At 66.0% G+C, this 26090-nt stretch carries 22 protein-coding genes and 2 pseudogenes; 13 read left to right on the top strand and 11 right to left on the bottom strand.

The genetic code is table 11. The features are described from left to right. Positions 1-88: 88 nt before the first annotated feature. The 3 genes and pseudogenes from IFT89_RS20145 to IFT89_RS04925 all read left to right on the top strand — a co-directional run. Positions 89-949: pseudogene (locus IFT89_RS20145) on the top strand (LysR family transcriptional regulator); the annotation flags it as partial. A gap of 24 nt (positions 950-973) precedes the next feature. Beyond that, entirely contained in the window at positions 974-1450 is a 477-nt protein-coding gene (locus IFT89_RS20140; RefSeq protein ID WP_244650601.1) for a VOC family protein, read from the top strand. A gap of 147 nt (positions 1451-1597) precedes the next feature. After that, entirely contained in the window at positions 1598-2515 is a 918-nt protein-coding gene (locus tag IFT89_RS04925) for an Abi family protein (RefSeq protein WP_307783435.1), read from the top strand. Between the two features lie 100 nt (positions 2516-2615). Here the strand turns inward: IFT89_RS04925 and IFT89_RS04920 are convergent, their stop codons facing one another. Both IFT89_RS04920 and IFT89_RS04915 read right to left on the bottom strand, forming a co-directional pair. Next, complete coding sequence (locus tag IFT89_RS04920) at positions 2616-3023, bottom strand: hypothetical protein (RefSeq protein ID WP_202938403.1); 408 nt, start codon at positions 3021-3023, stop codon at positions 2616-2618. A 179-nt stretch (positions 3024-3202) separates the two neighbouring features. Then, on the bottom strand, positions 3203-3715 hold the full coding sequence (locus IFT89_RS04915; protein WP_202938402.1) for a hypothetical protein: 513 nt from the start codon (positions 3713-3715) through the stop codon (positions 3203-3205). Positions 3716-3954: 239 nt separating this feature from the next. Between IFT89_RS04915 and IFT89_RS04910 the strand changes: the two genes are divergently transcribed. Beyond that, a complete protein-coding gene (locus tag IFT89_RS04910; RefSeq protein ID WP_202938401.1) occupies positions 3955-4752 on the top strand; it encodes a DUF2510 domain-containing protein in 798 nt (265 codons plus the stop codon). A gap of 109 nt (positions 4753-4861) precedes the next feature. Next, entirely contained in the window at positions 4862-5353 is a 492-nt protein-coding gene (locus tag IFT89_RS04905) for a hypothetical protein (RefSeq protein WP_202938400.1), read from the top strand. 112 nt (positions 5354-5465) lie between these two features. On the opposite strand, the gene IFT89_RS04900 is transcribed toward IFT89_RS04905, so the two are convergent. Continuing rightward, positions 5466-11525: a DUF4011 domain-containing protein gene (locus tag IFT89_RS04900; protein WP_244650593.1), complete on the bottom strand. Its 6060-nt coding sequence runs from the start codon at positions 11523-11525 to the stop codon at positions 5466-5468. 189 nt (positions 11526-11714) lie between these two features. Further along, a pseudogene (locus IFT89_RS20900) lies at positions 11715-12083 on the bottom strand (Swt1 family HEPN domain-containing protein); the annotation flags it as partial. 886 nt (positions 12084-12969) lie between these two features. On the opposite strand from IFT89_RS20900, the gene IFT89_RS04895 reads away from it, so the two are divergent. Then, positions 12970-14031: a restriction endonuclease gene (locus tag IFT89_RS04895; RefSeq protein WP_202938398.1), complete on the top strand. Its 1062-nt coding sequence runs from the start codon at positions 12970-12972 to the stop codon at positions 14029-14031. Here the strand turns inward: IFT89_RS04895 and IFT89_RS04890 are convergent. From IFT89_RS04890 to IFT89_RS04880, 3 genes are all read right to left on the bottom strand, one after another. After that, positions 14018-15718 (bottom strand): N-6 DNA methylase, encoded by a 1701-nt coding sequence (locus tag IFT89_RS04890; RefSeq protein ID WP_202938397.1) that lies wholly within the window; start codon positions 15716-15718, stop codon positions 14018-14020. The genes IFT89_RS04895 and IFT89_RS04890 overlap by 14 nt on opposite strands. A 383-nt stretch (positions 15719-16101) precedes the next feature. Beyond that, on the bottom strand, positions 16102-16551 hold the full coding sequence (locus tag IFT89_RS04885) for a suppressor of fused domain protein (RefSeq protein ID WP_244650600.1): 450 nt from the start codon (positions 16549-16551) through the stop codon (positions 16102-16104). A 193-nt stretch (positions 16552-16744) separates the two neighbouring features. Next, positions 16745-17239: a MarR family winged helix-turn-helix transcriptional regulator gene (locus IFT89_RS04880; protein ID WP_202938395.1), complete on the bottom strand. Its 495-nt coding sequence runs from the start codon at positions 17237-17239 to the stop codon at positions 16745-16747. 164 nt (positions 17240-17403) lie between these two features. Between IFT89_RS04880 and IFT89_RS04875 the strand changes: the two genes are divergently transcribed. From IFT89_RS04875 to IFT89_RS04845, 7 genes are all read left to right on the top strand, one after another. Beyond that, positions 17404-18210, top strand: a complete 807-nt coding sequence (locus tag IFT89_RS04875; RefSeq protein WP_202938394.1) for an MBL fold metallo-hydrolase — start codon at positions 17404-17406, stop codon at positions 18208-18210. After that, positions 18201-18623 carry a nuclear transport factor 2 family protein gene (locus IFT89_RS04870; RefSeq protein ID WP_202938393.1) on the top strand — a complete coding sequence of 141 codons (423 nt, stop codon included), beginning with the start codon at positions 18201-18203 and terminating at the stop codon, positions 18621-18623. Before IFT89_RS04875 ends, IFT89_RS04870 begins: the two co-directional genes overlap by 10 nt. A gap of 143 nt (positions 18624-18766) precedes the next feature. Beyond that, on the top strand, positions 18767-19474 hold the full coding sequence (locus IFT89_RS04865; protein WP_202938392.1) for an MmpS family transport accessory protein: 708 nt from the start codon (positions 18767-18769) through the stop codon (positions 19472-19474). Between the two features lie 738 nt (positions 19475-20212). Continuing rightward, positions 20213-20713 carry a DUF2510 domain-containing protein gene (locus IFT89_RS04860; protein ID WP_202938391.1) on the top strand — a complete coding sequence of 167 codons (501 nt, stop codon included), beginning with the start codon at positions 20213-20215 and terminating at the stop codon, positions 20711-20713. 119 nt (positions 20714-20832) lie between these two features. After that, the gene (locus IFT89_RS04855; RefSeq protein WP_202938390.1) at positions 20833-21591 is read left to right on the top strand and encodes an MmpS family transport accessory protein; all 759 of its coding nucleotides are present in this window, start codon (positions 20833-20835) and stop codon (positions 21589-21591) included. Positions 21592-21689: 98 nt separating this feature from the next. Beyond that, on the top strand, positions 21690-22640 hold the full coding sequence (locus tag IFT89_RS04850) for a type IV toxin-antitoxin system AbiEi family antitoxin domain-containing protein (RefSeq protein WP_202938389.1): 951 nt from the start codon (positions 21690-21692) through the stop codon (positions 22638-22640). After that, on the top strand, positions 22637-23548 hold the full coding sequence (locus IFT89_RS04845) for a nucleotidyl transferase AbiEii/AbiGii toxin family protein (protein WP_202938388.1): 912 nt from the start codon (positions 22637-22639) through the stop codon (positions 23546-23548). The genes IFT89_RS04850 and IFT89_RS04845 overlap by 4 nt, the downstream gene beginning before the upstream one ends. Before the next feature lie 6 nt (positions 23549-23554). On the opposite strand, the gene IFT89_RS04840 is transcribed toward IFT89_RS04845, so the two are convergent. From IFT89_RS04840 to IFT89_RS04825, 4 genes are all read right to left on the bottom strand, one after another. Further along, positions 23555-24112, bottom strand: a complete 558-nt coding sequence (locus IFT89_RS04840; protein ID WP_202938387.1) for an OsmC family protein — start codon at positions 24110-24112, stop codon at positions 23555-23557. Positions 24113-24233: 121 nt separating this feature from the next. After that, on the bottom strand, positions 24234-24575 hold the full coding sequence (locus tag IFT89_RS04835; RefSeq protein ID WP_202938386.1) for a hypothetical protein: 342 nt from the start codon (positions 24573-24575) through the stop codon (positions 24234-24236). A 106-nt stretch (positions 24576-24681) separates the two neighbouring features. After that, entirely contained in the window at positions 24682-25209 is a 528-nt protein-coding gene (locus IFT89_RS04830; protein WP_079003398.1) for a hypothetical protein, read from the bottom strand. 52 nt (positions 25210-25261) lie between these two features. Continuing rightward, positions 25262-26086 (bottom strand): class I SAM-dependent methyltransferase, encoded by an 825-nt coding sequence (locus IFT89_RS04825; protein WP_307783434.1) that lies wholly within the window; start codon positions 26084-26086, stop codon positions 25262-25264. Positions 26087-26090 lie beyond the last annotated feature (4 nt).

Below are 26090 nucleotides of genomic sequence, written 5' to 3'. Positions count from 1 at the left end.
CGTCCTTGCGCTGTCCTGGTGACCAACGTAGTCAGATCGATCCGTCATGAATATTGAGGGTTTCCACGTGACCAGTTAGCTTGAGCTGATGAATCTCTCTCAGATGCGGATCATGCGCGAACTGGCCGAACGCGGCACGATCGCGGCGGTTGCGCGGCACCTGCATGTGACGGCGCCGGCGATCTCGCAGCAGCTGGCCGCGTTGCACCGCGAGCTCGGCGTCGCGCTGACGTATCGGGTGGGTCGCGAGATCCGGCTGACCGAGGCGGGTATGGCATTGGCCGAGATGGCGGGGACGGTGCACACGCTGATCGACCGTGCAGCCGAGACGGTGCGCGAGTACGGCGGCGACACGAGTGCGCGGGTGCGGGTGGCGGCGTTCCAGAGTGCCGGGCAGGCGTTGCTGCCGGGGTTGCTGGAGGACGCTGAGGGTGGCCCGTCGCTGGTGTTCGGCGAGCACGATGTCGCGCAGCCGGAGTTCGCCGAGCTCGTCGATCAGTACGACCTCGTCATCGCGCACCGGATGGACCACGACGAGCCCTGGCCGTCGGAGCAGCTGTCGGTGATGACGCTGTTGAGCGAGCCGTTCGATGTGGCGATGTCGGTGGACCACCCACTCGCTGGGCGATCGTCGGTGTCGGCGGCCGAGCTCGCGGACGAGTCGTGGATCGCAGCACACGCGGGCTTCGCGCCGGATGTCGCGCTCGGGGTGGTCGAGGCGACGGCGGGGGAGCGGTTCCATCGCGCGCATCGGGTGAACGACTACCACCTGGCCGCGTCGCTCATCGTGGGCGGGGAGCTGCTGGCGTTGTTCCCCCGGTACACGGCGCCGCGGGCCGACCCGCGGTTGGTGCTCGTGCCGCTCGAGGACGTGCGGATCGCCCGCAACATCGACGTGCTCGCGCGTCCGCACGCGCTCGCGCGGGTCGCGGTGGCGGGGACGCTGGAGCGACTGCAGGACGGAGCTGATGCGCTGCAGCGGGAGCGTCCGTCGGCGCCGGCCGGTCCCGGGCTGCATCACGTCGAGGTGTGGCTCGCGGACGTGGAAGCGGAGCGTGCGAGCTGGGCCTGGCTGCTGTCTGGTGTCGGGTTCTCCCAGGAGAGCGAATGGCCGGGCGGCGAGTCTTGGGAGGCCGGCGACACCTACGTCACGCTCACGGAGTCGCCGAACCTCAGCGCGGAGTCGCACGATCGGCGACGACCGGGCGTGAACCATCTCGCGTTCCGCGGAGGCACGCGGGAGGCTGTCGACGCGATCATGGCGGCGGGCCCCGAGCACGATTGGCGGCCGCTGTACCAGGATCGCTATCCGCACGCCGGTGGCGAGCAGCACTACGCGGGCTGGCTCGAGAACGAGGCGGGGTTCAAGGTCGAGGTGGTCGCGGGTCCCGCAGTCGACGCTCTGCACAGCCTCAACGCCGCCGTCCCACCATCAGCGCCTGAATGCTAGGCTTCACTCACCACATCCCCCACGCCTCTCGTTGAAGCGCACTTGGGGGATTTTTTTGTTCACTCGGGAGGACCATGGTTGCCTCGACCACCTCGACCCCGCGGCACCCTTCGCTATGAGAAGGAGGCGCTCAGCCTTGACGCGCTCGTGAGTCGACTCGAAGAGCGCGGTCTGACGATCGCTGACCGAGACCGAACTCGTCGGTACCTCAGACACATCGGCTATTTCCGGCTATCTCCATACACGATTCCATTCCGGAGTCCAGGGACAGACCATCTGTTCCGCGACGGAACCTCGTTCGACGACGTGCTCGACCTCTATGTGTTCGACCGGGCTCTTCGCTTGCTCGTGATGGATGCGTTGGAGCGTGTCGAAGTCGCCGTGCGGGCTGCGGTCACCGACCACATGTCGACGGCATACGGAGATGCCCATTGGTACATGAATGCCGAGCACTTCCGCGACGTCCGAATGCACGCCGGGCTGCTGCAGATCGTTCGAAAGTCATGCGACGAACGGCTACGAGGCGCGCCCGATGCGGGCGAAGACGCGTTGGTCCACCGGTCCGCTCTGGAGCACTATCTGACCACGTACGACGAACCGGAACTTCCGCCATCCTGGCTGATGCTTGAAGCACTGACAATCGGCCAGCTGGACAGTCTTGTCGGCAACTTGAAGCGTCGCTCGGACAGAAGCGCCATCGCTGCGAGCATTGGACTCAATGAACGAGTGTTGACATCGTGGCTGCGAAGCTACGTCCGCGTACGGAACATCTGTGCGCACCATGGACGCCTCTGGAACGTCGGTCTGGGCGTGTACCCGGCAATTCCAACATCACAGACAGTGTCCTGGCTGGAGGCTCCCGGCGCTCTTCCTCGTCGGTCCGAGAAGCGTCTCTATCCCGTGCTCATCTCGCTGCAGTCCGTTCTGAACACCATCTCGCCTCACAGCGGATGGTCGCGTCGTTTGCACAACCTCCTCGTCACCAGGCCGCTGATGAACCTCACAGGGATGGGGGTACCCGCGAGTTGGGCCGATGATGGATTCTGGGCCAGACATCTCGAGTGACAACGCCAAGGTGAGAGGTGAGAGCGTCCCCCAGGCCGGCTCGACAACACGACGGGGCCCAGGCTTTGTCGGGCGCGGTCGACCGCCGCTGATCCGAGTCTCAGCGGGTCGCGGGCCGTCTCCGTCTGAGCAGCGCCGCCCGCGTCTCGACGCTGATCATTGCGATGATGACCAGGCCGACGCAGCCGAGCCCGGCGATGGTGTTGCCGCTGAGCAGGAAGATTCCGCCGAGCCCGAGGCAGACGAGCAGGAGATTATTGAAGCTCCCGGCCCGGGCGGTGACCGATAGGTCACGCTCAAGACCAGCCGACTCGTCGAGCCGACCCTTCGCGAGGAGACGTTCCCGGAGCACCTTGGACCCCAGGCCCGACGACATGACGATCACCGCGTAGGCAGCGCTCACCATCGGCAGCGGGATCTCCGGCCAGAGAGCCGCCTGGACGAGCCATACGAGCGCGAGCGCACCTGTCACGGCCGCCGAGAAGGTGTACCAAGGCTTCCTCAACAAGATCTCCCCCTCATCCCTCCGACGCTACGTGCGGCAGGAAGTGACGTCAATGCACTGGTGACATAAGCCACACGCGTTGTCCGTGAGACCAGCTACTTCGCCGCTGAGCGCACTCCTCAGGACGGTTCGACGCAGGGTCAGCTCGCGAGGACGCCAACGCCAGCGGGTCGGCCGCACCGTCACCGCTTGCCGAGATAGATCTCACTGGCACAGAGCGCAGCGACCTCTGGAAAGGTGAGGCCCGATTCGGAGGAAGCGAGCTCTGGCACGCACAACATGACCTCCATCGGCTCGATACCGAGCTTGTCGGTGACAGCGAGGACAGAACTCCAGGCTCTGGAGAAGTTGTCGGTCGTGACCGGCGTACCGGTCGCGACCAGTGCCGCGGCAGTCGCCTGCTGCACTCGTTCGTAGGAGTACGAGCCGCCAACCACCTCGCGTGCTTGTTCTATCGGATCATCCGCAGTCTGCAGCGAAGGAGCGTCAGCTGGCGGCGACTGCACCGACGATTGCCTGTCCGACTGGACGGCTGCTGGACGCGATCCGCCGACGACAACGCTGACGACGACGATCGCGCCGATCGCCGCGATGATCGAGCACGCGATCAGCAACTGTCCCGCCGTCGTTCGTGTGAACTTCAGCGGCGCGGGTGAGTCTCCCCCGGGATCGGCTGCGGGTGACGGTTCAGCCATGCGAAGGTCACTCTCCATCGGGTCAAGTCGGAGTGGTCGATGCTGGCCGGGAGATGCCGGGCTCGTCGATCCACCTTCCGCCACCCTCCCACAACTCGGGCGCGTGACCCATTCTGGGACTGATGACCCCCGCCCCTCCCCCGCCAGACTGTGCTTGGCCCGGTTCGCGGGTCCGTCACCTGCTGTCGATGATCCGATGCTGCTGCGGGTCGCGTTGACCCGATGCAAGGACCGTCCCCATGAGCTCGACCACCCCGCCCTCTGCCACGCCCGCCGGCTGGTACCCCGACTACGCGGACCCGACGCAGCAGCGCTACTGGGACGGTGCCGCATGGACCACCCACACTGCGCCCGCTACAGTCATGCCTCCGCAGGAGGCGGCGACCGCTCCGCTCGTCAGCCAGCCGCTCCAGCTGCAGAAGTCCGCGCCGCCCGCGTTCGCCGCAGTGCCGGTTCCGTCGCCGTACGCCACACAGCCAGGCACCACATCGGGCATGAGCGGCAAAGCGAAGGGTTGGATCATCGCCGGCGCTGTCGTCGGTTCACTCCTACTCGTCGGTGGTGTCTCGAATGCGATCAACGGCGGACGAACCGAGCCGGTTGCCATCGCTCAGACCGCAACCCAGACGCCTTCGGCAACGCCGACACCAGTTCCGACCGCGACGGTCGAGCCCATTGCCGAACCCGCTGCGCCCGCCGTGGTCGATGTCGCCGCGTTCCAGGCGGGCGCGAGCAAGCACACCGCCGACATCGACAAGGACCTCGACGACATGGTCACCACGCTGGCCGAAGGTGGCACCTGGCGGTTGATCTCGAACACGGCTGAGATCAGCTTCAACCTCGGTCAGCTGGAATCGCTGGACGCGCCGGCGTCGATCGCCGCCGAGTGGGCGCCCGCCCTCGTCGGACTGCAGACCAACCTCGACACGCTGACGACCGCGGTATCGGGCGGCGACCCAGCCACTATCCAGGGCGCGATGGACGGCGTCCGCGCGTCGGCCGCCGTGCTTCGCGACATCGGTACTCGGGCGGCCTGATCATGTGCCTCGCCTTACGAGGACGATTGCACGGCGAAGCAACGGTCGACAGGACCGACTCCCGGTGTCCAGCGAACGGCTGCCCTGTACATCCAGAAAGAGGACGAATATGAACATCGATAACGAAGACGCGCTCAAGAAGAAGATGGGGATCGACTCCTGGAGGAACCTGTCGAAGGACAAGTTCATGATGTTCGTCTCGGAGCTTCCAAACATGAGCAAAGAAGTCGCCCTCAAGGTCGTCGAGCAGTTTCCCGACTTCAAATCGCTCGTGATGGAGTCCCTGACGGAGGTGCAGAGCCAAGCAACCAGCGGGCTCAAGGCCAATTGGAAGAGCCAGAAGAAGGTCCACAAGGCCTTTGCCGATTACCGGAAGACCCTCAATCGCGAACTCGATCGCGAAGGACTGACATCAGACGATCGGTTGGCCATCCTCGCCCTGCTCACGGAAGCGATTGATCGCGAAGCGGCGAAGGATTCGGAGCACAAGATGTTCGTGTTCAAGATTGTTGGCGCTGTCGGCACGGTCGCGATGTTCAGCCTGGCAGCGGCCGTCGCGGTACTCGGCGTGAAAACGGAGATCGGCGGCGATAACACCTAGAGCTCGCCGGGTCCGTCTGCTCCTTCCGGACTCACGATCGGGCCCGAGCAGCACTGCCCACCGATCAGTCCCCGGCGTCGTTCGGAGGCTGGACGACGAACGTAGACACGTCTCAAAGAGGCTGGGCCGTGATGGTGTGTTCCCCACTTCGGACCAGACGCCCCGAGGCCAATCCGAACTCGAGGGCCTCGTCCAGGCGCGACCCGATCGCAGCGGTGACTCGCTTGCCGCCGAAGATGGCGAGGGTCTCGCGGCGGAGTTCGTCGGGCGAGAGGCCGGCGGACTCCTCCGCGGCGATCGCCATCGCGTTCGCGATCTCCACCAGGGAGATGTGCTCGATCGCTCGGGCCACATCCGCCGAGGACTGACGGGCACCGCGCCACGTGAGAGGGTCGATCGAGGTCGGCCAGGCGAACGGCTCGTCTGAGCGACCCAGCAACTCGGCCGGGACCTTGTCGAGGATCGACTTCGCCCGCGAACCCACCACCCGGTCGAGACCGAACGCACCCGCGACCAGCTTCGCCAGACGCGTCACGTGGATCGGCCCCTCGGCCTCCACCGCCGCACGGATCGCGCCCTGCACCGCGACGACCGACTGACGACCCGGCAACCGGTCGAGCACTTCGATCCCGCCCAGCGTGGGGGCGTCCCAGGGCTGGTAGTCCGAGAGCTCCGAGTGCCGCGCGGACGTGTCCGCCACCGGCACCGCCTCGACGGGCTGCGCCGAACCGACCTTGCGGTCACGGAACTCCGACAGGGTCTCCAGCGAAGCCAGCCGCTCCGACCACTCGCGCACGCGGGCGCTGCGAACGGGTGCGGGCGCATCCGAGGCATCGGGAGCGACATCGGCATCATCGGCAACCGACGCATCAGCCGGATCCGACTCCGCAACACCCGACACCTCCGCCACCGCACTCCCCGCAGCAGCCCGCTCAGCCGCAGCCTCGACCGCCGCGACCAACCGGTCCAGCACCTCCTCACGGTGGTGCAACCACTCCGGCAGCCACACGCGCTCGACGCCCGGCCACCGCATCAGGCCACTCAGCACCTCGACCGGAAGTCCGTCACGGTCCGCGACCGTCCGACGCTCACGCCACGACGCCCCGTCGAGCAGCACCGCGACCAGCGGCCGGTCGGGCTCCGCCTCGGTCGCGATGCTGATGTCGACGCGGAAGTCCGACAAGCCCACATCCGTCCGCACGGCGTTCCCGGCGTAGCGCAGCTCGTCGGCGATCTCGTCGCGGTGGCGGTCGATGATCGCCTGCCGACGACCGTCCTCGCCCGCGGCCTCGCTCCCCCGCTGTGCCAGCTCCAGATACGCCTTCAGGTGCTTGATGCCGATCGACGAGGTCTGCTCCGCCCGCAGCTCCGACGGGTCGAAGCTCGCGAACAACACCACCTGTCGCCGCGCCCGCGTCACCGCCACGTTCAACCGCCGCTCGCCACCCGCCCGCGTGAGCGGCCCGAAGTTCAGCGGGATCACGCCCTTCTCGTTCGCACTGAACGCGATCGAGAACAGGATCGTGTCGCGCTCGTCGCCCTGCACGTTCTCCAAGTTCTTGACGAAGAGTCCGTCCTGCTCGTCGAGCGCCAGCGCGATCCGCGGGTCGGCACTGTCGCGCAGCAGATCCTCGATCAGCGTCCGCTGCTGCGCGTTGAAGGTGATGACCCCGAGCGACGGCGTCTCGTCCGGCGAGGCCTCGAAGCGACGCGAGATCTCCTCGACGATCGCCTGCGCCTCCACCGGGTTCGTCCGCATCGACTTGCCACGACCGCCCCGCTCGAATTGCCCGTCGAGCCGCACGAAAGCCAGCCCGTGACCCGCGACCCCACCGTCGCCCGCACCCGCGAACGGCGCCGGGAACGACGACAACTGGCTGTCGTAGTAGTGGTGGTTCGAGAACGCGATGAGCGACTCGTCCTGGCTGCGGTAGTGCCACGACAGCCACTTGCTCGGCACCCGCGCCTGCACGCACTCGGAGAGGATCGACTCCTCGTCCTGCAGCACCTCGCTCGTGAAGTCGGCGTCGTCGTCGATCGTCGCACCAGCCTCGGCGAACGTCGTCGGCGGCATCTGCTTGCTGTCGCCCACGACCACGACCGAGCGCGAACGCCCCATCGCCCCGATCGCGTCGGCGACCCGGATCTGCGACGCCTCGTCGAACACGACGATGTCGAACAGCTCGGCGGCGGCCGGGAAGAACCGCGCGACCGACTCCGGGCTCGCGAGCGTGCACGGCATGATCTGCGTGATGAGCTCGCCGAAGTTCTCGAGCAGCGCACGGACGCTCATCCCGCCGCGCTGGCGGTCGATCTGGCGACGCAGACCACCGACCTGACCGCTCTCCGACTGCGAACTGAACGTCCTTAGCCCGAGCACGGACGCCGGGATCGCCCGAGGCAGTTCCTCGCGCACGGCCTTCACGCTCGTGGTGAAGCGGGTGACGCTGCGGTTGTGGGCGGTGGCATCGAAGGCGTCGAGCGTGGTGGTGCGCTCGCGCTCGTCGATCGACGCCTGTGCGAGGCCCTTCTCGAAGGCGAGCGTCGCGTCCTCGGTCTCGATGCGACCGGCGAGGATCGCAGCGCGGACGTCGTCGAGTCCGTGGGTGCGGAGCGGTTCGACGACCCGCACGAGGTCGAGCCAGCGTTCGAGGACGACGGGCTCGGCGGCGTCGAGACGGCGGGCGTCGCGCGTCGACCACCAGGCCTGCAGGAAGCCCTCGCCACCCGACCACGCCGACAGGCGCTCGGTGCTGACGGACGCGGTGCGCAGGACGTCGCTCCAGGTGCTCGCGAGCGTCGTCAGCGCCTGGGCCGCCTGCTGCGACGGCTGGGTCGTGGCGTAGTGGTCGCGGACGGCGGTGATGAACGCGTCGTCGGGAGTGCCCGGCAGGCGGAAGCCCTCCGACAGCCAGCGGTACCAGCCGAGGAGTTCGCGCACGGGCTGGGTCGGCTCGACGAGCGGGTTCCAGCGGTCGCCGACGAGCGGCAGTGCGGTGGACCGGAGCGTGCCGCGCAGCTGGACGAGGCGGTCCTGCGCCGCCTTCGCCTCGGTGAGCTGCGGCACGAGCTGCTTGACCTTGAACGACGCTGCGTCGACGGCGAGCACATCGCTCAGCTGGGCGAGCGCGTCCCGGAGCCGCTTCTTCCGACCGAAGAAGCTCGACGCAGCAGCCTGCTCGGCGGCGTGGAGCGGGCCGGCGATGTCGCGGTCGAGGATGGCCGGCGTGAACGTCGAGCGCCACTCGGCCTGGGCGTCGCGGAGCTGTTCGGCGCCGGCGAGGGCGTCGTCGAGCCGAGTGAAGTCCTCGGGCCTGGTCCCCGCCATGAGCGCGCCGATCGGCAGACGCGGTGCGGCGACGGCGGTCGACCAGAGGCCGAGGAGGTCGGGGCGCGTTGCGAGACGCAGGGCGTCCATCGGGAGGCCGGCGTCGAGCGTCACGGCCAGAGCTGCGTCCAGTGCGCGTGCGGCCTGCTGCACGGTCGCGGCGTCCAGCCCGGGAGCCGAGGGGCCGTCGAGGAATGCCCACGGGTGGGTCGTGCTCGGGCGTGCGAGGTCGGAGCGCTCGGGGAGGTCGCGGAACACCTGCCGCAGTTCCTCGAACGCCTCGGGCGTGCCGGCGGCGACGAGCTGCTCGGGGATCGCCATCGGGACGAGGTCGTGGTCCATCGCGAGCAGGCGACTCCGCGCGGAGTAGAGGGAGAAGCCGGCGGCGTTGACCTCGTGGAGGCGGTCGGCGTATCGGGTGAGGGTGCGGAGGCCGGACTCGGACAGCTCGCGGTTGGTGCTCAGCGCGTCGATGTCGGCCTTGGTGCGGAGGTCGAGGCCGGTCTTGATCTGCGCGCGGACGACGTTGGGCCTGGCGCCCTTGTCGTGGAGGTCGAGCGAGAACGCGCCGAGTCCGACGTCTTCGAGCCGCTGCTTGACGACGTTGAGCGCCGCACGCTTCTCGGCGACGAACAGGACCCTCTTGCCCTCGGCGAGCGAGCGGGCGAGGAGGTTGGTGATGGTCTGCGACTTGCCGGTGCCGGGAGGGCCTTCGAGCACGAAGGTGCGGCCGGCGACCGCTTCGGCGACGGCGTCGAGCTGCGAGGAGTCGGCGGAGACCGGGCAGTCGAGGCCGAGGCGGTCGAGGTCGGTGTCGGTCTGCGCGGGCGTGGGGTCGGCGTAGGCCTCGAGCGGCGAGTTGATGAGGTGGTCGACGAGGCTGTTGGAGGCGAGCGTCTCCCAGTTCTCGTCGAGGTCCTTCCACAGCCGGTACTTCGCGAACTGGAGGATCGACAGCGACGCCGTCTCCTCCACGCGGAACGGGAGGCCGGCGTCGAGGATCGCCTGACGCACGGCGGTGAACGCGGCCGGGAGGTCGATGCCGGAGCCGTCCTCGACGGGGTTCGCGAGTCCGGGGATCTCCAGGCCGAGGCTCAGGCGCAGCTTCTCGAGCAGGCAGTAGTTGGGTGTGGAGGAGCCCGACTCGTCAAGGGTGAGGCGGTAGGAGGAGCCACGGCTCGTGGTCGTGAGCGTGACGGGCACGAGCACGAGGGGTGAGCGGAGGTCGCGGTCGCCGAAGCGCCAGCTCAGCATGCCGAACGCGAGGTAGAGGTTGTTGGCGCCCGTCTCCTCGACGATCGTCTTGGCCTTGTAGGCGAGGGCGCGGAGCTTCGTCGGGTACGCGGCCTCGGTGACGTCGATGAAGGCGCTCTTCTTGTCCTCGAGGAAGGTGATGCGGTCGCTCTCGTCGAGGTCGCGGCCGAAGCGGATGCCGCGCTGCTGGTCGATCGTCGCGACGCTGTCGGAGGCGACGAGGGTGAGCGGGGTGCCGTGGTTGATGCTGTCCTCGAGGCGGCCGAGCGCGGGGCCGGGGACGGCGAGCTCGAAGCCGGAGCGATCGGTGTAGTTGATGAGCTTGTTGCGGAGGCTGAGGTCGAGAAGGGCGTTCTTCCACGTGGAGACGCGCTTGGGGACGTCGGGGCCGTGGCCAGCGGCGGTCGATTCGGCGGTGGCCGGGGCATCCTGCGTGAGGGCGCGGGCTTCGGGTGCCTGGTAGAGGGTGACGACGGGTTCGCCCTCGGCGTTGATGCGGCGGCTGGGCAGCGGGTAGATCTTGCGGAGGCGGGCCTGGACGACGTCGGTGACGCCGATGAAGTCGTCGAGCGAGCCGGCGAGGTGGTCGGTGTGGGGCCGGCGGGAGGCCTCGGCGAAGGTGGCGGAGGTGCCGGTGAGCATGGTGGTCTCGACGACGCCGATGCGGCCGAGTTCGAGGGAGTTGACGGCTTCGGAGACGTCGGTGCTGGCGACGACGTCGAGGGTGGTCTGGACGCGCCAGTAGCCGAGGAAGATGTGGTCCTTGAGGAGCCAGAGGAGGGGGTGGATGCCGATGGCTTCGAGGACGGATGCGAGCAGGATGGTGGTGTCGAGGCAGGTGCCGAGGTGGCTGGTGAGGACTTCCTCGGGGGTGCGGACCTTCTGGCCGCTCTGGCCCCAGCTGGCGGGCGGTTCGGCGTAGCGGATGTCGCGGGCGCGGGCGGCGTCCCAGACGGCGGCGACGATGGCGTCGATGCGGGCGGGGTCGTCGAGTTGGTAGGTGGCGAGGGAGCTGTTGCCGGTCTGCCGCTCGAGGAGGTCGGAGACTTCGAGCATGAGCTCGCTGACGACGAGGGCGTTGGGCTGTACGTGGGCGGCGAGGAGCTCGAGACCGAGCTGCACGGGGGCGGCTATCCACTGGTTGGACGCGAGCACGGTGACGGGACTCTCGACGGTGCCGAGCTGCGTGCCGGCGGCGTCGCGCACGGTGACGCGGATGACGCCGGGACGCTGCTCTTCGACGAGGAGCATGCGGCGTGGGTCGAGGAGGACCTCGGGGCTGCGGAGCAGGGTGGTGCGGTCTTCGCCGAGGTCGGCGAGGAGCACCTTGGTGTCGGCGAGGGCGCCGTCGGCGGTGACGACGTCAATCTCGACGGACGCCGCCCGGCGTTCCCCGCCATGGTTCTCGAGGACGATCTCGTCGATCACCGCGATGCTGCAGTGCGCCATCGCGTAGCTGAGCGTCGGCGTCGCGCTGACGCGGATGGAGACGGAGGCGGGGGCCGCGCCCTCGGCGCCTTCGGCGGGCAAGGAGCCTGCGGCGCTCTGCTCACTGGCTCCGTCGGTCCCTGAGCCTGTCGAAGGGCCCATCTCCCCACCGTCAGCCATCCCGCCCAACGCATCCACCTCGGTCCCTGAGCCTGTCGAAGGGCCCATCTCGCCACCGCTCCCCGCCTCGCCCAACGCAACCCCCTCGGTCCCTGAGCTTGTCGAAGGGCTCAACACCCGCCCCTTCAACTCCCTCACAACCACAGCCTGCTCCGCAGCCCCAACGCTCTCCAACAGCAACTGCATCGAATCCAACGCCCGGTACGCCGACTGCTCCGTGAACCCCGCGTTGTCAGCCCAGGCGTTCCGAACCTCCCGAAGCTCACTCGCGTACCCTCGAGCACTCCGAGACAGCACACGGTCGAACGGGTATCCCAGCTCCCCGATCCGTTCGGTCATCGCCCGAAGCATCAGCGATACGTCGGTCGCCGAGTACCGCCCGTGCCCGCCCCCGGCTGCGCGGTCCTTCTCCTCGAGGATGCGCCTCCACTCGATCCCAGTGACCACCTCGGCGAACGCGCCTTCCACGACTGGCCGCAGCCCCAGCCCAAGCTGCTCGAGTCCCTGGCCGACGGCGGAGTTGAGTTCAGAAGCGTCCACGTGTGAGGCCTTTCATCGGGGTGGTGCGTTTGAGTCGAGCGCAGAGCTCATGCATCAAAGACCGCGACAGAACTTCGCCGGTCGTGTCTATCGCGACAGCGTGGCGTCGACGATGCGACACCAAGAAGTCTGCCGGGCGCGCCTGTACGAACTCTAACGACAGCTTGCGACACCAAGGTCAGAGGGGAACTTCCGTGGACGAGGGCGACTACGACGACTCAACTCGCCGAGAAAGTGCTGGTGCCCACAACGTCTCAATGGTCGCACCCCCTCAGTTCGACGTCAGTGCAACACAGAGATGAGGCCAGGGGCTGGGGGATCTATCCACAGGGCCGACACGATACCCGCTGACGGGGCGGGCTGAGGACGCGGAGTTCAGGCGCAGGGTACGCCCTAGGCGGACGTCCACTATTCGACGACGTTCCCGGTCCTTGGCACGAAGATTCGACCAGATAAGTTGCATCGGCCGTCCCGATAACCAGATGCGCAAGGTAGAGCTCGGCGAACACGATAGTTGCTTCTCGAGCCCTGCGCGTGAGCGACCTTGAACCGGCGTCATCGTTGGCAACTGGACACCCCGTTCCATATCTTGCCCCTCCCCAGAGCGATCATGTCAAGCAGGCAACTAGTTCGTCGTCTCGTGGAATGCCAATCTAGATGGCGGCCGAACTCCCGAGTCTCCGACCAAATGCACAGCGAATGCAGAAAGACGCCTCGACCTGAATTGCGCATTAGCGAGAATTCTTGCAAGGTTGGGCTAAGAACCGTGGTGGTGCGCACAGCGTTTCCATTAAATATCACGTTTCAATTACACTTATTTCATATATCTACACTAGGGCGGCAGGACATTGGAACATCAGGACCAAATAGACTGGGCGAGCAAGGCGTGAGGGCAGGTGACGCGCTGGGCGAAGCGATGACCGTTCGTGACCAAGTGGCTTGGAACGCAATACATCTATATGCTCAATCCGCGACCGCGGACTCCCGCTTTTTCTTCGCACCGCATCATCTCGAAGTGCTTCTCAAAACGGAGTTGGTCGGCAATACAGACCTAGCCGGGCTGCCGGTTCGGACCAGGGCGAAGGTCGCGAAGACCCTCGTCTGTGAGGCGCTCGGTTACGAAGCCCCACCAGCCTTCGTGAAGGTGAGAGGAGGCCCACGCCTTCCCCACCCAGCAATTGACGTCTACGCGCAGCAGGCAAGTAACCTGCAAATCTGGAACGACGAAGTCGATGCCGAGCGGCGGTACGTCATTCTGATTCTCGACGACTTCGAGATTCGCGACGTCAAGGTCATCGCCGGAGCAGACCTTGCGCAGTTTGACAAAACGGGCAAGCTAACCACGAAGTTCCAGGCCGCGCGAATCGGCGCGTCAGCTGGATCAAAACTCGTGTCAGCCATCGACACTAGCAACTTCATCAGTCGATTGAAGCCGGGCGACCACTCGTCCGTCGGCTCACCTGTCGCTCAGCCCAAGCCCGGTGAAGTCCTCCGGATTGCGGACGTGTACGAGCGACTCAAACCTATGGTTGGGCGGACATACGACGATCCGGGTGTCGTTCAGGAACGCAACCGTGGCACCGTCATCCACCGCGAGGCCTGCGAGCGCCTTGGGGCAAGCAGGTTCGCCGACAACGGGCAGTTTCCCGACATTCTCTCTCAGCTGGTCGAAGTGAAGCTGCAGCTCGCGCGCACTGTCGACTTGGGTCTAGAACTCCCGGACTCAGACACACCGCTCGCCTCCGCCAACGGACTACTCGACGTCCGCGACGTCCGCTACGCGATCTTCTACGCTACCCGAACGGGCGCTATCTTCACCGTAGATAGCCTTGTCTTATCGACGGGTGCGGACTTCTTCAAAGAGTATCGCCAGTTTGGGGGACTCACCTCGAATAAAAAGCTTCAGCTGAAACTCCCAACCGCCTGGTTCGGACTTAGAAGAGAGTAGCAGCGCGCTCCTCAGCACCCGGTGCCACAACCGCACGCGCAGATGCAACGAACGCGGCCTCCACTTCGATCTCGAGCCTTTCTGCGGACGCTTCGTCGAATTGCCCGGATGCGGCGAGAGCACGGGCGTGAAGAATAACCTTTTTCGCCTCCGGGGTCGTAGGCACAGGCAGCGGCAGGCGATTCACATACTGAGTAATCCAGCGACGCTTGCCCGAATATAGCTTATTGCCGCAAACCTCGTCGTAGAAGCGTACGCCGACGCCTGAATTGGCGACCGCAAGCATAAGAAAGGCGATGTCCTCATCTCCAATATCACTCAGGGAGATCCAGTAACAATTGCCATTCACTACAGATCCGGTCGTATCGAGCGCAAATCTGGGCTGCTCGCTAATATCGGGGAAGACAATCTTTGGGATGGCCCATAGAGACGGGCGCTGCGGGACCCAGATCTCCCACCACTCGCGGCCTCCTTCGATGACATATCTCCGCCCACGTAGCTGCTCCTCGTGGCGCAGTAGATACTGCTTCGCACCCGGCCACACATCAATGTCTAAGGTCCGGCGCTTTTCCGAGCTTAGGTCGTAGGGGTAGAGCACCTTCATCTCAAGCTCGGGTGCGATGCTCCACGGCGTCACGTTGCTCTGCGTAATAAGCGGCAGTAGCAGTTCATCCTCGACCTCAGGCGCGGCGCGATCCCAATCATCACTTAGGAACACCTTGTCTGCGGTCGTTTTAATGCCCACGCGGATCTTGGCAACATCTCCGAAAGTCTTCCAGGTTCCCGCTTTCACGTCGTCGAGCCACTTGTCGGACGCAGTTTCGGAGAGGCGCCATGGCGTCCTCACATCGCTAGTTGCGGTGAACGTTCCAACCTTGACTTGGTAATGCTTGCCCCCGTGCAACGCTGTGCTGGACGCCGGGTCACTAAGAGCATCGAAGAGCGGCTGTGACTCCGCCTTGCTGCCACTAGCTAACTGGTATGCGCTGACGAATCTAACCGGCTCACCCGTTGGCTCATTTCGGCTCGCGATTACTATCGCTGGGAGTACGGCCGCTCTGAACAGTTTAGTATCGCCCAAGTCGTACAGAGCGCTCACATGAAGACCGTCGTGGACAAGCGCACGCCGCACGTTCTCTCCGGCCAGAGTGGTGAGCACACGGTTGGAACAAAGCAAGCCAAGCACTCCGCCCGGTCTAAGCAACCTCGAAGCCGTAGTTACGAACGCATGTGTCAGGTCCACGCGTCCCGATAACCCGAATTCTGCCGCGAGGAGCTGCGCGGAAGCTTGACCGAGATGTTGCGTCCGCACATACGGAGGATTTGTAATGATTAGGTCAATAGACTGCGCCTGCATGGTTCTCTGCGCGATAAGGAAGTCTTCGTGAATTATCTCGGCTTGCAACCCCGCCAATGCCAGGCGCTCCCGCGCAACACTGATTGCTTCCTCGTCTATGTCATATCCAATAAGTCTTATGGACTTAAATCTTCCGCCAGAGCTACCCACCTCAGCAGCAGCAGCGAGTAGCAGCTCGCCATCGCCACAGGCGGGGTCCACAACGACTATCTCCCCCTCGCGGTCTGCGAGATACTTCATTGATTGCGAGGCAAGAAACTCGGCAAGCTCCGTCGGCGTGTAGTGCTGACCATGACGTTTGGTGTCTGAAATCACGGTGGGCTTGGTCAAGATCTTTGGTTCCTTGCGTTCGTTTTCGTGGCCGTGCGGACGTTCAATCGAAGTCTGTAGCTTGAACTCTACGGCTCCTCGCCGGCTGTCACACATCGAGCAACCCCAGGAGCGAGTCAAGGCTGTCTCAAGCGTGGGCATTGCTATCTGAAGATCACGGCGAGCCGGTTGGCGTACGGCTGCGGTCCTTCGCGAAGCCGGCACATGCGTTCGAGAGGCGCTCATCCTGCCGGATCTGGATCGTTCAGGCAGGCTCGCCACCGGATCGCGCTCTGAACCGGGCCGAACTATCGTAGGCAGGGTTCAGCCTTGCGCAGTGGCCTCGGACCCCCGGAATATCGGCTGGTCTAGGCGGGATACGGAAGAACAAGCAGAACTAGGGCTCAGACTCTGTCGCCCCGCTCCACATCCAACAACGCATCCACCGACCCCACCTCGGCAACGAGCGCATCCCACCCACGCTCCCCCGCGACCGCGGCCTCGCCGTCCGTGAGTAGCCGCAGCGTCCGCACATGTCCGACCACTTGGCCGGCCTCGTTCCGGATCTCGTCGAACGACGCTCCCCAGCGCGATGGCGTCACCAGCAGCGCGGAGATCGCCGTCCCGTTGAGGAACGGCGTCCCGTTACGCCACGGCGCGAGCACCGGTGGCACCCGGCGGTTGGTCGCGATCTCGTTGATCACGATGCGCAGCGCGACCATCGCGGCACCTTGCTGACCATCGACGACCTCCACTGCGAGCTCGATCCGCTCGCCGGAGTCGGTCACGAGCCGTGACACCCCTGAGGTGAGGATGGTCACCGGCCCATCCTCGGGTCGCTTCTCGATCACCATCACGGACCCGCCGATGCGGTCCTTGAACACGACCGGGTCCAAGCCGAGGGCGTCGAAGATGTGGAGCGGGAAGGCGTTTTCGCCTGGGACGAGAGGGACATCGCTGCTCATGCGGCGAGCCTAGCCAAACGGATGCTCGGCAAGCCAGAGGGCAGGCACCGAAGCCGACGGGTCGAACACGAGCCGACGCGCCCTAAGGCATCACCGGCAGCGCCCCCGAGGCGTGCTTGCTCAACGTCTTGACCGACTCCTCGAAAGCCGCGCGGTTCTCAGGCGGCAGGACGGACAGCATCAGGCGCTCGATGTTCCGAGCATGCAGACCCGCAGCCTCGACGACCGCCCGCTCGCCCTCCGCCGTCAGCTCGATGAGCTGCACCCGGCCATCCTCGGCAGAGGCCCGGCGACTCACCAGCCCCTGCTCGACCGCGCGATGCACGAGCCGCGTCGCCCCGCCGGACGTCACGACCTTCGCCTGTGCGATATCCCGCACCGACAGCCCGCTGGCACCGGCCCGACCGACGATCAGCAACAGCTCGAACAGCGAGTGGCTGAGGCCGGTCTGCTCCTCGAGCTCCTTGCCCAGCAGATACTCGAGCCCGTTCGCGGCACCCAACAGACGACCGAACACCAGGATGCGCGCATCACTCGCAGCATCCTTCGCCGAAGCGAACTCGTTCTCAGTCGTCACGTCTCCACAGTAGACGCCGGGGCCAGGCCGCCGATCGGTCGGGAGATCTTCATCCGGGGATCGGGAATAGCTGACGAGTCAGCTTTTGTTGTACCGTCATGTACGCCGCACCGCGGCATCGACTCGGGCGCACCGAGCCTCGTCCAACCGAAGGATCCACCACCATGACGCTCAACTTCGACGTCTTCGACCTCGACTTCCCCGCAGGTTCGAAGAACAAGTCCGCCGTCCTCGTGACCGGCGAGACCGAGGCGCTCCTCGTCGACGCCGGTTTCACCCGTGCCGACGGCCACCGCCTCGTCGCGGCCATCCTCGACTCCGGCAAGACGCTCACCACGGTGTTCGTCAGCCACGCCGACCCCGACTTCACCTTCGGCCTCGAGGTCATCGCGGACGCTTTCCCCGACGCAGCACTCGTCGCCACCCCCATCGTCATCGAGCACATCAACGCGTCGTTCGGCGGCAAGCTGACCGCCTGGGCCTCCCTCGGCCCGAACCTGCCGACCCGGCTCGTCCCCCTCACCCCGCTCAGCGGCGACGCACTCGTCGTCGACGGCCAACGCCTCGAGCTCAAGGGCGCCTCAGCCGCCCTCCCGGACCGCCAGTACCTCTGGAATGCGGAGCACCGCGCCATCCTCGGTGGTGTCCTTCTCTTCCAGCAGGAGCACGTGTGGACCGCCGACACGGCGACGCCGGAACTCCGCGCGGCCTGGATCGAGCTCCTCGACGAGATGCAGGCCCTCGACCCGCAGCTCGTGATCGCCGGCCACCGCCTCCCCGACACCGCGAACGACGCGACCGCCATCGACTACACGCGCTCGTACCTGCAGGCGTTCGAGACGATCGTCGCGACGTCCGCCGATGGTGCGGCTGCGACGCAGGCCCTCGTCGAGCAGTACCCGTCCTCGGGCATGCTGATCGCCGCCCAGATCGGGCCGAAGGTCGCGAAGGGTGAGATGACATGGGGCTGAACGAGACCACCACGACCGAGCCGTCCTCGGCACCACGGGACGTCGTGCGGAGGCAGTACCTCGCCTCCGCCGCCGGCGACCTCGACGCACTACGCGCGACCCTCGCCCCGGATGTCGAGTGGACAGAGATGGCCGGCTTCCCGCTCGCCGGCACGTACCGGAAACCAGAGGGCGTCACGAGCAACGTGATGGAACGTCTCGGCGCGGACTGGGCCGACTGGACCGCGCACGACGACACCTACGTGGTCGACGGCGATAACGTCGTGGTGCTCGCGCGGTACACGGCGACGCACCGCGGCACGGGCAAGGAGCTGAACGCCCGGGTGGCCCACCACTTCGTCGTCCGCGGTGGGCTCATCGTGCGCTTCGAGCAGTTCGTCGACACGTCCCTCGTCCGCGACGCGAGCCGGTAGCGACGAGCGCTGGCAAGTGAAGGGGCGGGGCTGACATGCTCTGCCCCTTCGCTATTGGCTTGGGCCACGAACCGAAGACGACAGTGATCCAGAGCGTCGACCTCGGTACGGTGGAACCAACGCAGCAGAGAGGCACCACGCGCATGTCCACTTCGAACCAGCCGCCCGCCCAGAACCAGCCCTACCCGCTGCCGGTGCCCGGCCCGGCTCCGGTGAAGACCGGCAAGCGCGGCAACGGCCTCGGCATCGCCGCCCTCATCGTCGGCGGGTTCGCGCTCATCGGGGCGTTCATCCCGATCCTGAACTATGTCGCCGGGTTCGTCGGACTCGTCGGCCTTGTGCTCGGCATCATCGCGCTGTGCCTGAAGAACCGGAAGAAGGGCTTCGCTGTCACCGGCACGATCGTCTCGGCCATCGCGATCGTCCTGAGCATCATCCTCGCGATCACCTACACGGCAGGGTTCGCCGGGCTCATCGGCGACGCCGTGAAGACCGCCGAAGCGAAGTCCTCCGAGGCCGCCAACAAGGAGATCTCCGTCGTCTACGAGGTCAACGGCACCGCGACCGACGCGTCCATCGTCTACTCCACGTACTCGGCCGGCAGCAGCAGCACCGAGCAGTCCTCCGGTCAGGCGCTCCCCTTCATCAAAGAGCTGACCGTCAAGGCCGGCCAGCAGTACGACTTCGCCTCCTACTCCCTCCAGGCGCAGAACGGCGCGGAGGACACCGGGTCCGTGAGCTGCAAGATCACCGTCGACGGCGACGTGGTCGCCGAGCAGACGTCGACGGGCGCGTACGCGACGGTGTCGTGCTCCGCGTCGGGTGCCGGCGGGGTGACGGAGAACAAGTAGGAAGAGGTGTCTGCGATGACGAAATGCGCGGCATGCACTCGGAGAGCGTACGACTCATAATCGTGAGGTCTGCGGCGCACTTTGGTGGGATCGCGGGCTCCCCACACGCCTCGGCTCGAGACACTTTCTTGAGCTCATCATCGATCGGTCTCAACGTACCCCGGGCCAGAACTTCGCATCACCCCTCACCTGGCTAGCATCAGTTCAGTAGCGAGTGATGAACTTTCGCTCTCGTTTGTCCCAGTCTGAGTCGGTCCAAAAGAAGAGGGCCCCAGCTACGGAGGCGGTGTGCGATCGCGTCACGGGATAGGCGCTCAGCACGTGGTCTGCGGACAGATGGCATCGAACACCGGGATAGCGCTTCCGTCGGTGGAACGCATCGGCGACGGCTTCGCATCTTGATGATTCTGTCATTCAGCCATCCTCGCGCCACCGGCCGACACTTCCATCACGGCTCCGACTCAACCGCAACTGCGTGCCCGTCTCGTACAGTCGAGAACCCAGGCTTCTCGCGGCCTCAGGCAGTCGACCGCACTCCCAACAGCGACACAGACGATCCGATGCCAGACCAGGGGATACCCCCTCCACGAAGTTGGTCGCGTGCCCTACATTGGGAGCGATGTCCCCCACAGTGCGGACATCCGACTGAACGCACAGGGGGCCTCACGGCGTGAACCTGACTTCGCCGCCTGCCCGCTGCACCTTCCGCCGGTGCATGCCCTCTCCGAAAGCACCACGATGTCACTTGTCCCACAGCAGCCCGGGCACATTCCCGCCGGCTGGTACCCGAACCCGCAGCGACCCGGTCAGCAGCAGTACTGGGACGGCACCGCCTGGACCTCGGCCGTTGCACCGCTCGCTCCGACCGGGCCAATGCCGATGCTTCCCGCACCACAGCAGTACGGAGCGCCCCCTGCTCCAGCCGCGTATGCGCCCATGCCCTACGCACACCAGCCCTACCCGGCACAGGTCCCGTATGCCCGTCCGCTCAAGGAGAGCGGAACCGGCTACCTGCTGGCGATTCTCCTCGGCGGCTTCGGTGCGCACCAGTTCTATCTGGGCAACGTCGGCGCCGGCATCGGCTTCATCGCGCTCTGGTGGGGCGGCTGGGCACTGAGCGTCTTCGGCATCGGCTTCGTCGCGATCCTCGCCGCCTTCGTGTGGTGGATCATCGACCTCTGCACCATGCAGTCCCAGGTCGACACCGCCAACCGACGCCTCATCGCGTACCCCTACTGACCCGCCGGGCATCCGGGTCGCGCACGCAGCACTGACCAGGCACTCTCCCACTCCCTTCCCCGCACCACCGACCGACGCCAGCACGCCGGCCGACCACACCGCAGAAAGGCACCACCACCATGTCCTACCCCGAGCAGCCTCCGTCGCCGCAGGAGCCCTACGGTCAGCAGCCGTACGGCCAGGCACCCCAGGGCCAGCAGCCCTACGGCCAGGCCTCCTACGGCGAGCCCGGTTTCGGCCAGCCGACGCCGCCGCCCGCGAAGACCGGCAACGGTCTCGGACTCGCCGCCCTCATCATCGGTGTCGTCGCGCTCATCGGCGCGTTCATCCCGTTCGTGAATTTCGTCTCCGGCTTCCTCGCCTTCGTCGGCCTGGTGCTCGGCATCATCGCCCTCTTCCTCAAGAACAAGTCGAAGGGCTTCGCCATCGCGGGCACGGTCCTGTCGCTCATCGCGATGATCCTCAGCATCATCCTCGCGATCACCTACACCGCCGGGTTCGCCGGCGCCGTGAGCGAAGGCATCAAGACCGCGCAGGCCGAGTCGTCCGCTGAAGCCGACCGCGACGTCACCGTCGTCTACGAGGTCACCGGCACGTCCGCCGCATCGTCGATCACGTACATGACGTTCACCGACGGCAACAGCGGCACCGAGCAGGCCAACGACCAGGCGCTCCCCTTCACCAAGGAGTTCACCATCAAGGCCGGTGGCACCTTCGACTACAGCTCCTTCTACGTCATGGCGATGAACGGTGCCGACGACGCGGGTGACATCTCCTGCAAGATCACCGTCGACGGCAAGGTGCTCGCCGAGAACACGTCGACCGGCGCGTACGCCTCGGCGTCGTGCTCCGCCTCGAGCATGGACCTCAACGAGTAGGTTCCTCTGAGCACCGAGCTCGGGCTGCTCTTGCCGAGAGCGACCAGAAGGGCGCTTGCAATCTTGGAAACTAACGCTTGAAGCGTTAGAATCCAAGTATGCATTCCCGAGAGTCGCTCCGCACACTCGCGGAGGTGACCGAGTCCCAGTGGGGCATGGTCACCTCCGCGCAGGCCGGCGCGCGCGGCATCAGCCACATGAACCTCACCAGGCTGACCGAGTCAGGAAGCCTGGTCCGACTGGCGCAGGGCGTGTACCGGGATGCTGGCGCTCCAAGCGTCGAACACGAGGAGCTCCGCGCAGCCTGGCTCGCGATCGAACCCAAGAAGCTCGCGTACGAGCGACTCGAGGACGTGCCGAACACCGCAGTCGTGTCCGGCGAGTCGGCCAGCAGACTCCATGCCATCGGCGATCTGCGCGCCTCCAGAAGCGAGTTCACGACGCCCACGCGCAAGCAGACGCAACGCCCGGACGTGCGGTACCGCACCCGGTCGCTTCCTGGGCAGGATGTGACGGTCCGCGACGGCCTCCCCGTCACGACACGAGAACGGACGATCGCGGACCTGGTCGAGGACCGACAGGATCTCAGCCTCGTCGCTGGCGTTCTCCGCGATGCCGCGCAGCAGTCTCGCCTAGACCTCGACCGCCTGAGCGGGCTCCTCGGCCCGCTCGCCGAACGGAACGGCCACCGCAAGGGTGATGGGGATGCGCTCCTCGAAGAGCTGCTGCAGATCGCAGGCATCGACGCCGCATCGGTTGCGAAACACCTGGCGGCCATCCCCGACCTCGGGGCACTCATCACGGCGAACTACCTCAGCCAGCTGCCCGAGTTCGATTTCAAACGGATGTTCCCGGATATCGATGGCATCAACGCAATTTTCGGGAAAGCAGTGCGATCACAGGCCGAACAGATGAGCGATCTCGTCGCAGCGATGTCCACGCGCGCCATGGCCGACATGCAAGCGAACACAGCGAAAGCCCTCAAGGGCTATGACTGGGCTTCCATCGCGACGGCGACATCACGGACTCAGCGGAGCGCCGAGGAGTGAGCGGACAGGAACGCTATGCAACGCCCGCAGCAGTGGAGTCCGCAATCGCCGCCGCCGCACGCAACACGTCTCGCTCGAATCCATCGCTGACGACGAGCGAGCGTATTCGCCTCGAGTACTTCAACCGATTCCTCAGCCGGGTCTTCTCCGAAGGCCACGTGTCCGGCTGGATCCTCAAGGGCGGCACCGGCATGCTCGCGCGGGTGGCATCGGCACGGGCGACCATCGACGTCGACCTCACTCGGAGCGGTCATTCCCTCGATGCTGCTCTCAGCGAGCTTCGCCGTCTCGCCGAGACCGACCTCGGAGACTTCTTCCGCTTCGACTACACCGGGTACGTGCCGTCGATCGGTGGGGACCAGCAGGCCTACGTCGACGGATACCGGGTGAGCTTCGACGTCTCGATCGGGGCAAGTCGCAAGGGCCAGCTCCACGTGGACCTCGTGTCGAACGTCATCACCACGGACGACCCGGAATCCGCCTCGCCAGCCAATGCGCTCGATCTGCCGAAGCTGGCCAACCACCCCTATCGGCTGTATTCGGTCGTCGATCAGATCGCGGACAAGGTGTGCGCCACGCTCTCGCTCTACAACGGCCGCCCGTCGAGCCGTGAGAAGGATCTGGTCGACCTCGTCGTGCTCGCCGTGACCCAGGACATCGATGGCGCGAAGCTCACAACCGCTCTCCAGGTTGAGGCACGCATGCGCTCGCTCGACCTGCCCCACACGCTCCACGTGCCGCCGCACTGGGGCGCCAATTATGCAAAGCTCTCGAAGAGTGTGCCCGCCTGCGAGCAGTTCCGAACCATCGGTGACGCACAGTCGCTGGCTCGATCGCTCATCGAGCCGGCACTCGATGGCAGCGCCGCAGGACGAGTCTGGAACCGTGCCACATTGAAATGGAGCTAGGGCCGATCAGCCTTTCGAGACGCTGATCTCCACCGGCGTCGGGTTCTGAAACAGGTCGAGCACCGGGCAGTGCGCATCGACCGCGGCGCGTAGCTCCTGGTAGCGGTCCTCGGTCTCGGGGCCGGTGATGCTGATGCTCAGCCGGATCTTCGAGAAGCCCGCCCGCACCTCGTCCGTGATGCCGAAGAGGTTGCGCACGTCGAGGTCGCCCTCCGCATCGACACTGATGTCGTCGACCTGGATGCCCAGCACGCTCGCGTACAGCCGGTAGACCACGATCTGGCAGGAGATGAGCGCACCGAGCGCGAACTCCACCGGGCTCGCCGCGACATCGTCCCCGGCCAGCGCGGCCGGCTCGTCGACGAGGAAGCGGTGCTTGCCCGCGGTGATCGCACTCGCGACCGACCCCTCGCCAGAGCCGGAGACGCGGTAGGTGAGCGCCGCACTCGATGGCGCGGAGGCGATCCGCTCGGACCAGGAGGCGCCCGCGGCAGCGAGGCGGTCCGCGCGCTCGATTGCAGAGACGTTGGGGACGGTGGCGAGGTCGTTCGTGAGGAGAGTCATGCGGACAGTGTCGGCGGTGAGCGCGATATCTGGCCAGCGGCCGGTGTCACAACTCGTCACGAAGTCGACGGCACCGGCCTCAGGGTGGCAGGAACGTCACGACTGACCGGGCGACTCCCAGTCAGTACCGCCACTCCCAAGCGGGATTCGTCGACAGTCCGAAACCCAGGACCATGATGGCGACGACACCGGCTCCGAGCGCAGCGAGCAGCGCTCCTCTCGCGACCGATCGTGGACGCGCGGCGCAGATGCCCGCGGCGACAGCGACGACCGCGAGGAGAAGCACCGTGGTGAGCAAGCCAGGCAGGTCGACTTCCAGGAACTGGCAGCTCATCGGATAGGACTCGCGGCAGCCGCCGTCGAAGTTCGTGACGAACAGCAGGATGATCGCGATGTAGAGGGCGGTCAGGCCGAGGACCGCCCAGAGGACGGGTTGTCGAACGACGCGTGTCACCGTGCCCATGTCTGCCCTTCGACAAGCTCAGGGACCGGGGATGTGCAGGTCACGGACACCCCTCTGACACGCTCACGGATCGGAGGAGACACGGGCCCAGCGACCGACGCCGCGCTCACATCGAGAGACGCCGCACGAGCTCCTCGACGGTCGAGAACTTGATCGACTCGACACCCTCTTCGTCGTCCTCGTCGGGCTCGACCTCGACGGCCTCGAACGCGAGGTCGGCGTCGAGCTGCACCAGCACCGAGCTGTCGGGGAACTGCTTCGGCGCGTCGAACGAGAGCAGCACCGCGTCGATGAAGACGATCACCGAGCGCAGCACGAGGTCGTCACGCAGGTCGGCGGTCTCGATGACCTCGTCCGACTCGACGGCTTCCTCGATCTCCGACGCCACCCGGTCGAGCAGCACCTTCCACTCCGCCGTCGGCGTCGACAGCACCCGCTGCGCCAAGTCGGCGAGCGCCGCCGGCTCCGGCTCGCCCTCCTGCTCCTCGGGTTCGGGGTCGACGTTGAGCATGACCTCGGCGTCGATCGCGTCGAAGCGGGCGAGCCCGTAGACGAAGGTGTCCTCGATCTCCGGTGAGGCGACGAGGCCCCGACGCGTGAGTTCTTCGGCCAGGGCAGTCAGCGATGCAGTCATGCGCGCCAGGCTATCGCGACCGGGTGAACGGAGGCGGAACGCCGGTCGGCCGCTATTCCTTGGTGGCGTAGATCCGGAACCGGCGCTGCGTCACGGTGATGGGGGCTGCTGCGTTCAGCTCGGAGAGTCGCTGAGCATGCGCCTGCACGGTGAAGTCGGGAGCATCCCACGGGACGAGGCCGATGTACGTGACGAGGGCGACAGCATCCTTGAACTGCATCGATCCCTCCCATGAGTCGACCTGGTCGATCCGCATCCCCGCTTCCCGCAGAGCCTCCGCGTGGGCTTCCACGGTGACATCGGGGTGGGTGTACTCACTCCCGAACCATTCATGGATCTGGGGTGCGTCGAAGCCGTCAACCTGTTGGGTCAGGAACCTGCCGCCGGGGGCCAAGACGCGGGCGACCTCGGCCGCGTCGTAGGACTCGTGCCGAGACATCACGAGATCCTGGCTCTGATCGGGGAGGCCGAGGACGTCGCCGGCATCGGAGTCGTACTGCAGGACCGCTACACGCTGGGGCTCGAGTCGCGCTCGCGCGACCGGGACGTTGGGCTGCCATCCTTCAGTAGCGACGACCAGGGGCGGGCGTGCTGACTCCCGGGAGAGCGACTCCAGGAGCGCGGACAACCGCTCTCCGCCGCCCGTTCCCAGATCCAGGGCTCCGATGCGTGAGTCTCGCAGCGCGTGCAGGCAGTCGGCTTCGAAGTCCCACCATGGACTGTCGGAGATCAGCGCGTCGTCCAACCGTGAGAAGTCCCATCCGACCATCTGGGCTTCGGCATGTGCCGCGTTGAGGCGTTCGAGGAGGTTGTGATCAGCTCCGTGGAGCCCGCCGCTGAGCTGCTGGGAGTGCTGTTGTCGGTCGCCGATCGTCACGTTC

The organism is Plantibacter sp. CFBP 13570 (genome assembly GCF_014841395.1).
Lineage (GTDB): Bacteria > Actinomycetota > Actinomycetes > Actinomycetales > Microbacteriaceae > Plantibacter > Plantibacter auratus.
Note: the sequence above shows the minus strand (reverse complement) of the source record. Positions and strands in the feature narration are given on the sequence as shown.

What these genes read in the sequence shown, in the direction of transcription:
- IFT89_RS04855 (WP_202938390.1), top strand. Translation starts at nt 20,833, where the DNA reads ATGTCCTACCCCGAGCAGCCTCCGTCGCCGCAGGAGCCCTACGGTCAG.
- IFT89_RS04875 (WP_202938394.1), top strand. Translation starts at nt 17,404, where the DNA reads ATGACGCTCAACTTCGACGTCTTCGACCTCGACTTCCCCGCAGGTTCG.
- IFT89_RS04870 (WP_202938393.1), top strand. Translation starts at nt 18,201, where the DNA reads ATGGGGCTGAACGAGACCACCACGACCGAGCCGTCCTCGGCACCACGG.
- IFT89_RS04865 (WP_202938392.1), top strand. Translation starts at nt 18,767, where the DNA reads ATGTCCACTTCGAACCAGCCGCCCGCCCAGAACCAGCCCTACCCGCTG.
- IFT89_RS04900 (WP_244650593.1), bottom strand. Translation starts at nt 11,525, where the DNA reads ATGGGCCCTTCGACAGGCTCAGGGACCGACGGAGCCAGTGAGCAGAGC.
- IFT89_RS04830 (WP_079003398.1), bottom strand. Translation starts at nt 25,209, where the DNA reads ATGACTGCATCGCTGACTGCCCTGGCCGAAGAACTCACGCGTCGGGGC.
- IFT89_RS04905 (WP_202938400.1), top strand. Translation starts at nt 4,862, where the DNA reads ATGAACATCGATAACGAAGACGCGCTCAAGAAGAAGATGGGGATCGAC.
- IFT89_RS04910 (WP_202938401.1), top strand. Translation starts at nt 3,955, where the DNA reads ATGAGCTCGACCACCCCGCCCTCTGCCACGCCCGCCGGCTGGTACCCC.
- IFT89_RS04860 (WP_202938391.1), top strand. Translation starts at nt 20,213, where the DNA reads ATGTCACTTGTCCCACAGCAGCCCGGGCACATTCCCGCCGGCTGGTAC.
- IFT89_RS04835 (WP_202938386.1), bottom strand. Translation starts at nt 24,575, where the DNA reads ATGGGCACGGTGACACGCGTCGTTCGACAACCCGTCCTCTGGGCGGTC.
- IFT89_RS04850 (WP_202938389.1), top strand. Translation starts at nt 21,690, where the DNA reads ATGCATTCCCGAGAGTCGCTCCGCACACTCGCGGAGGTGACCGAGTCC.
- IFT89_RS04885 (WP_244650600.1), bottom strand. Translation starts at nt 16,551, where the DNA reads ATGGTGATCGAGAAGCGACCCGAGGATGGGCCGGTGACCATCCTCACC.
- IFT89_RS04915 (WP_202938402.1), bottom strand. Translation starts at nt 3,715, where the DNA reads ATGGCTGAACCGTCACCCGCAGCCGATCCCGGGGGAGACTCACCCGCG.
- IFT89_RS04840 (WP_202938387.1), bottom strand. Translation starts at nt 24,112, where the DNA reads ATGACTCTCCTCACGAACGACCTCGCCACCGTCCCCAACGTCTCTGCA.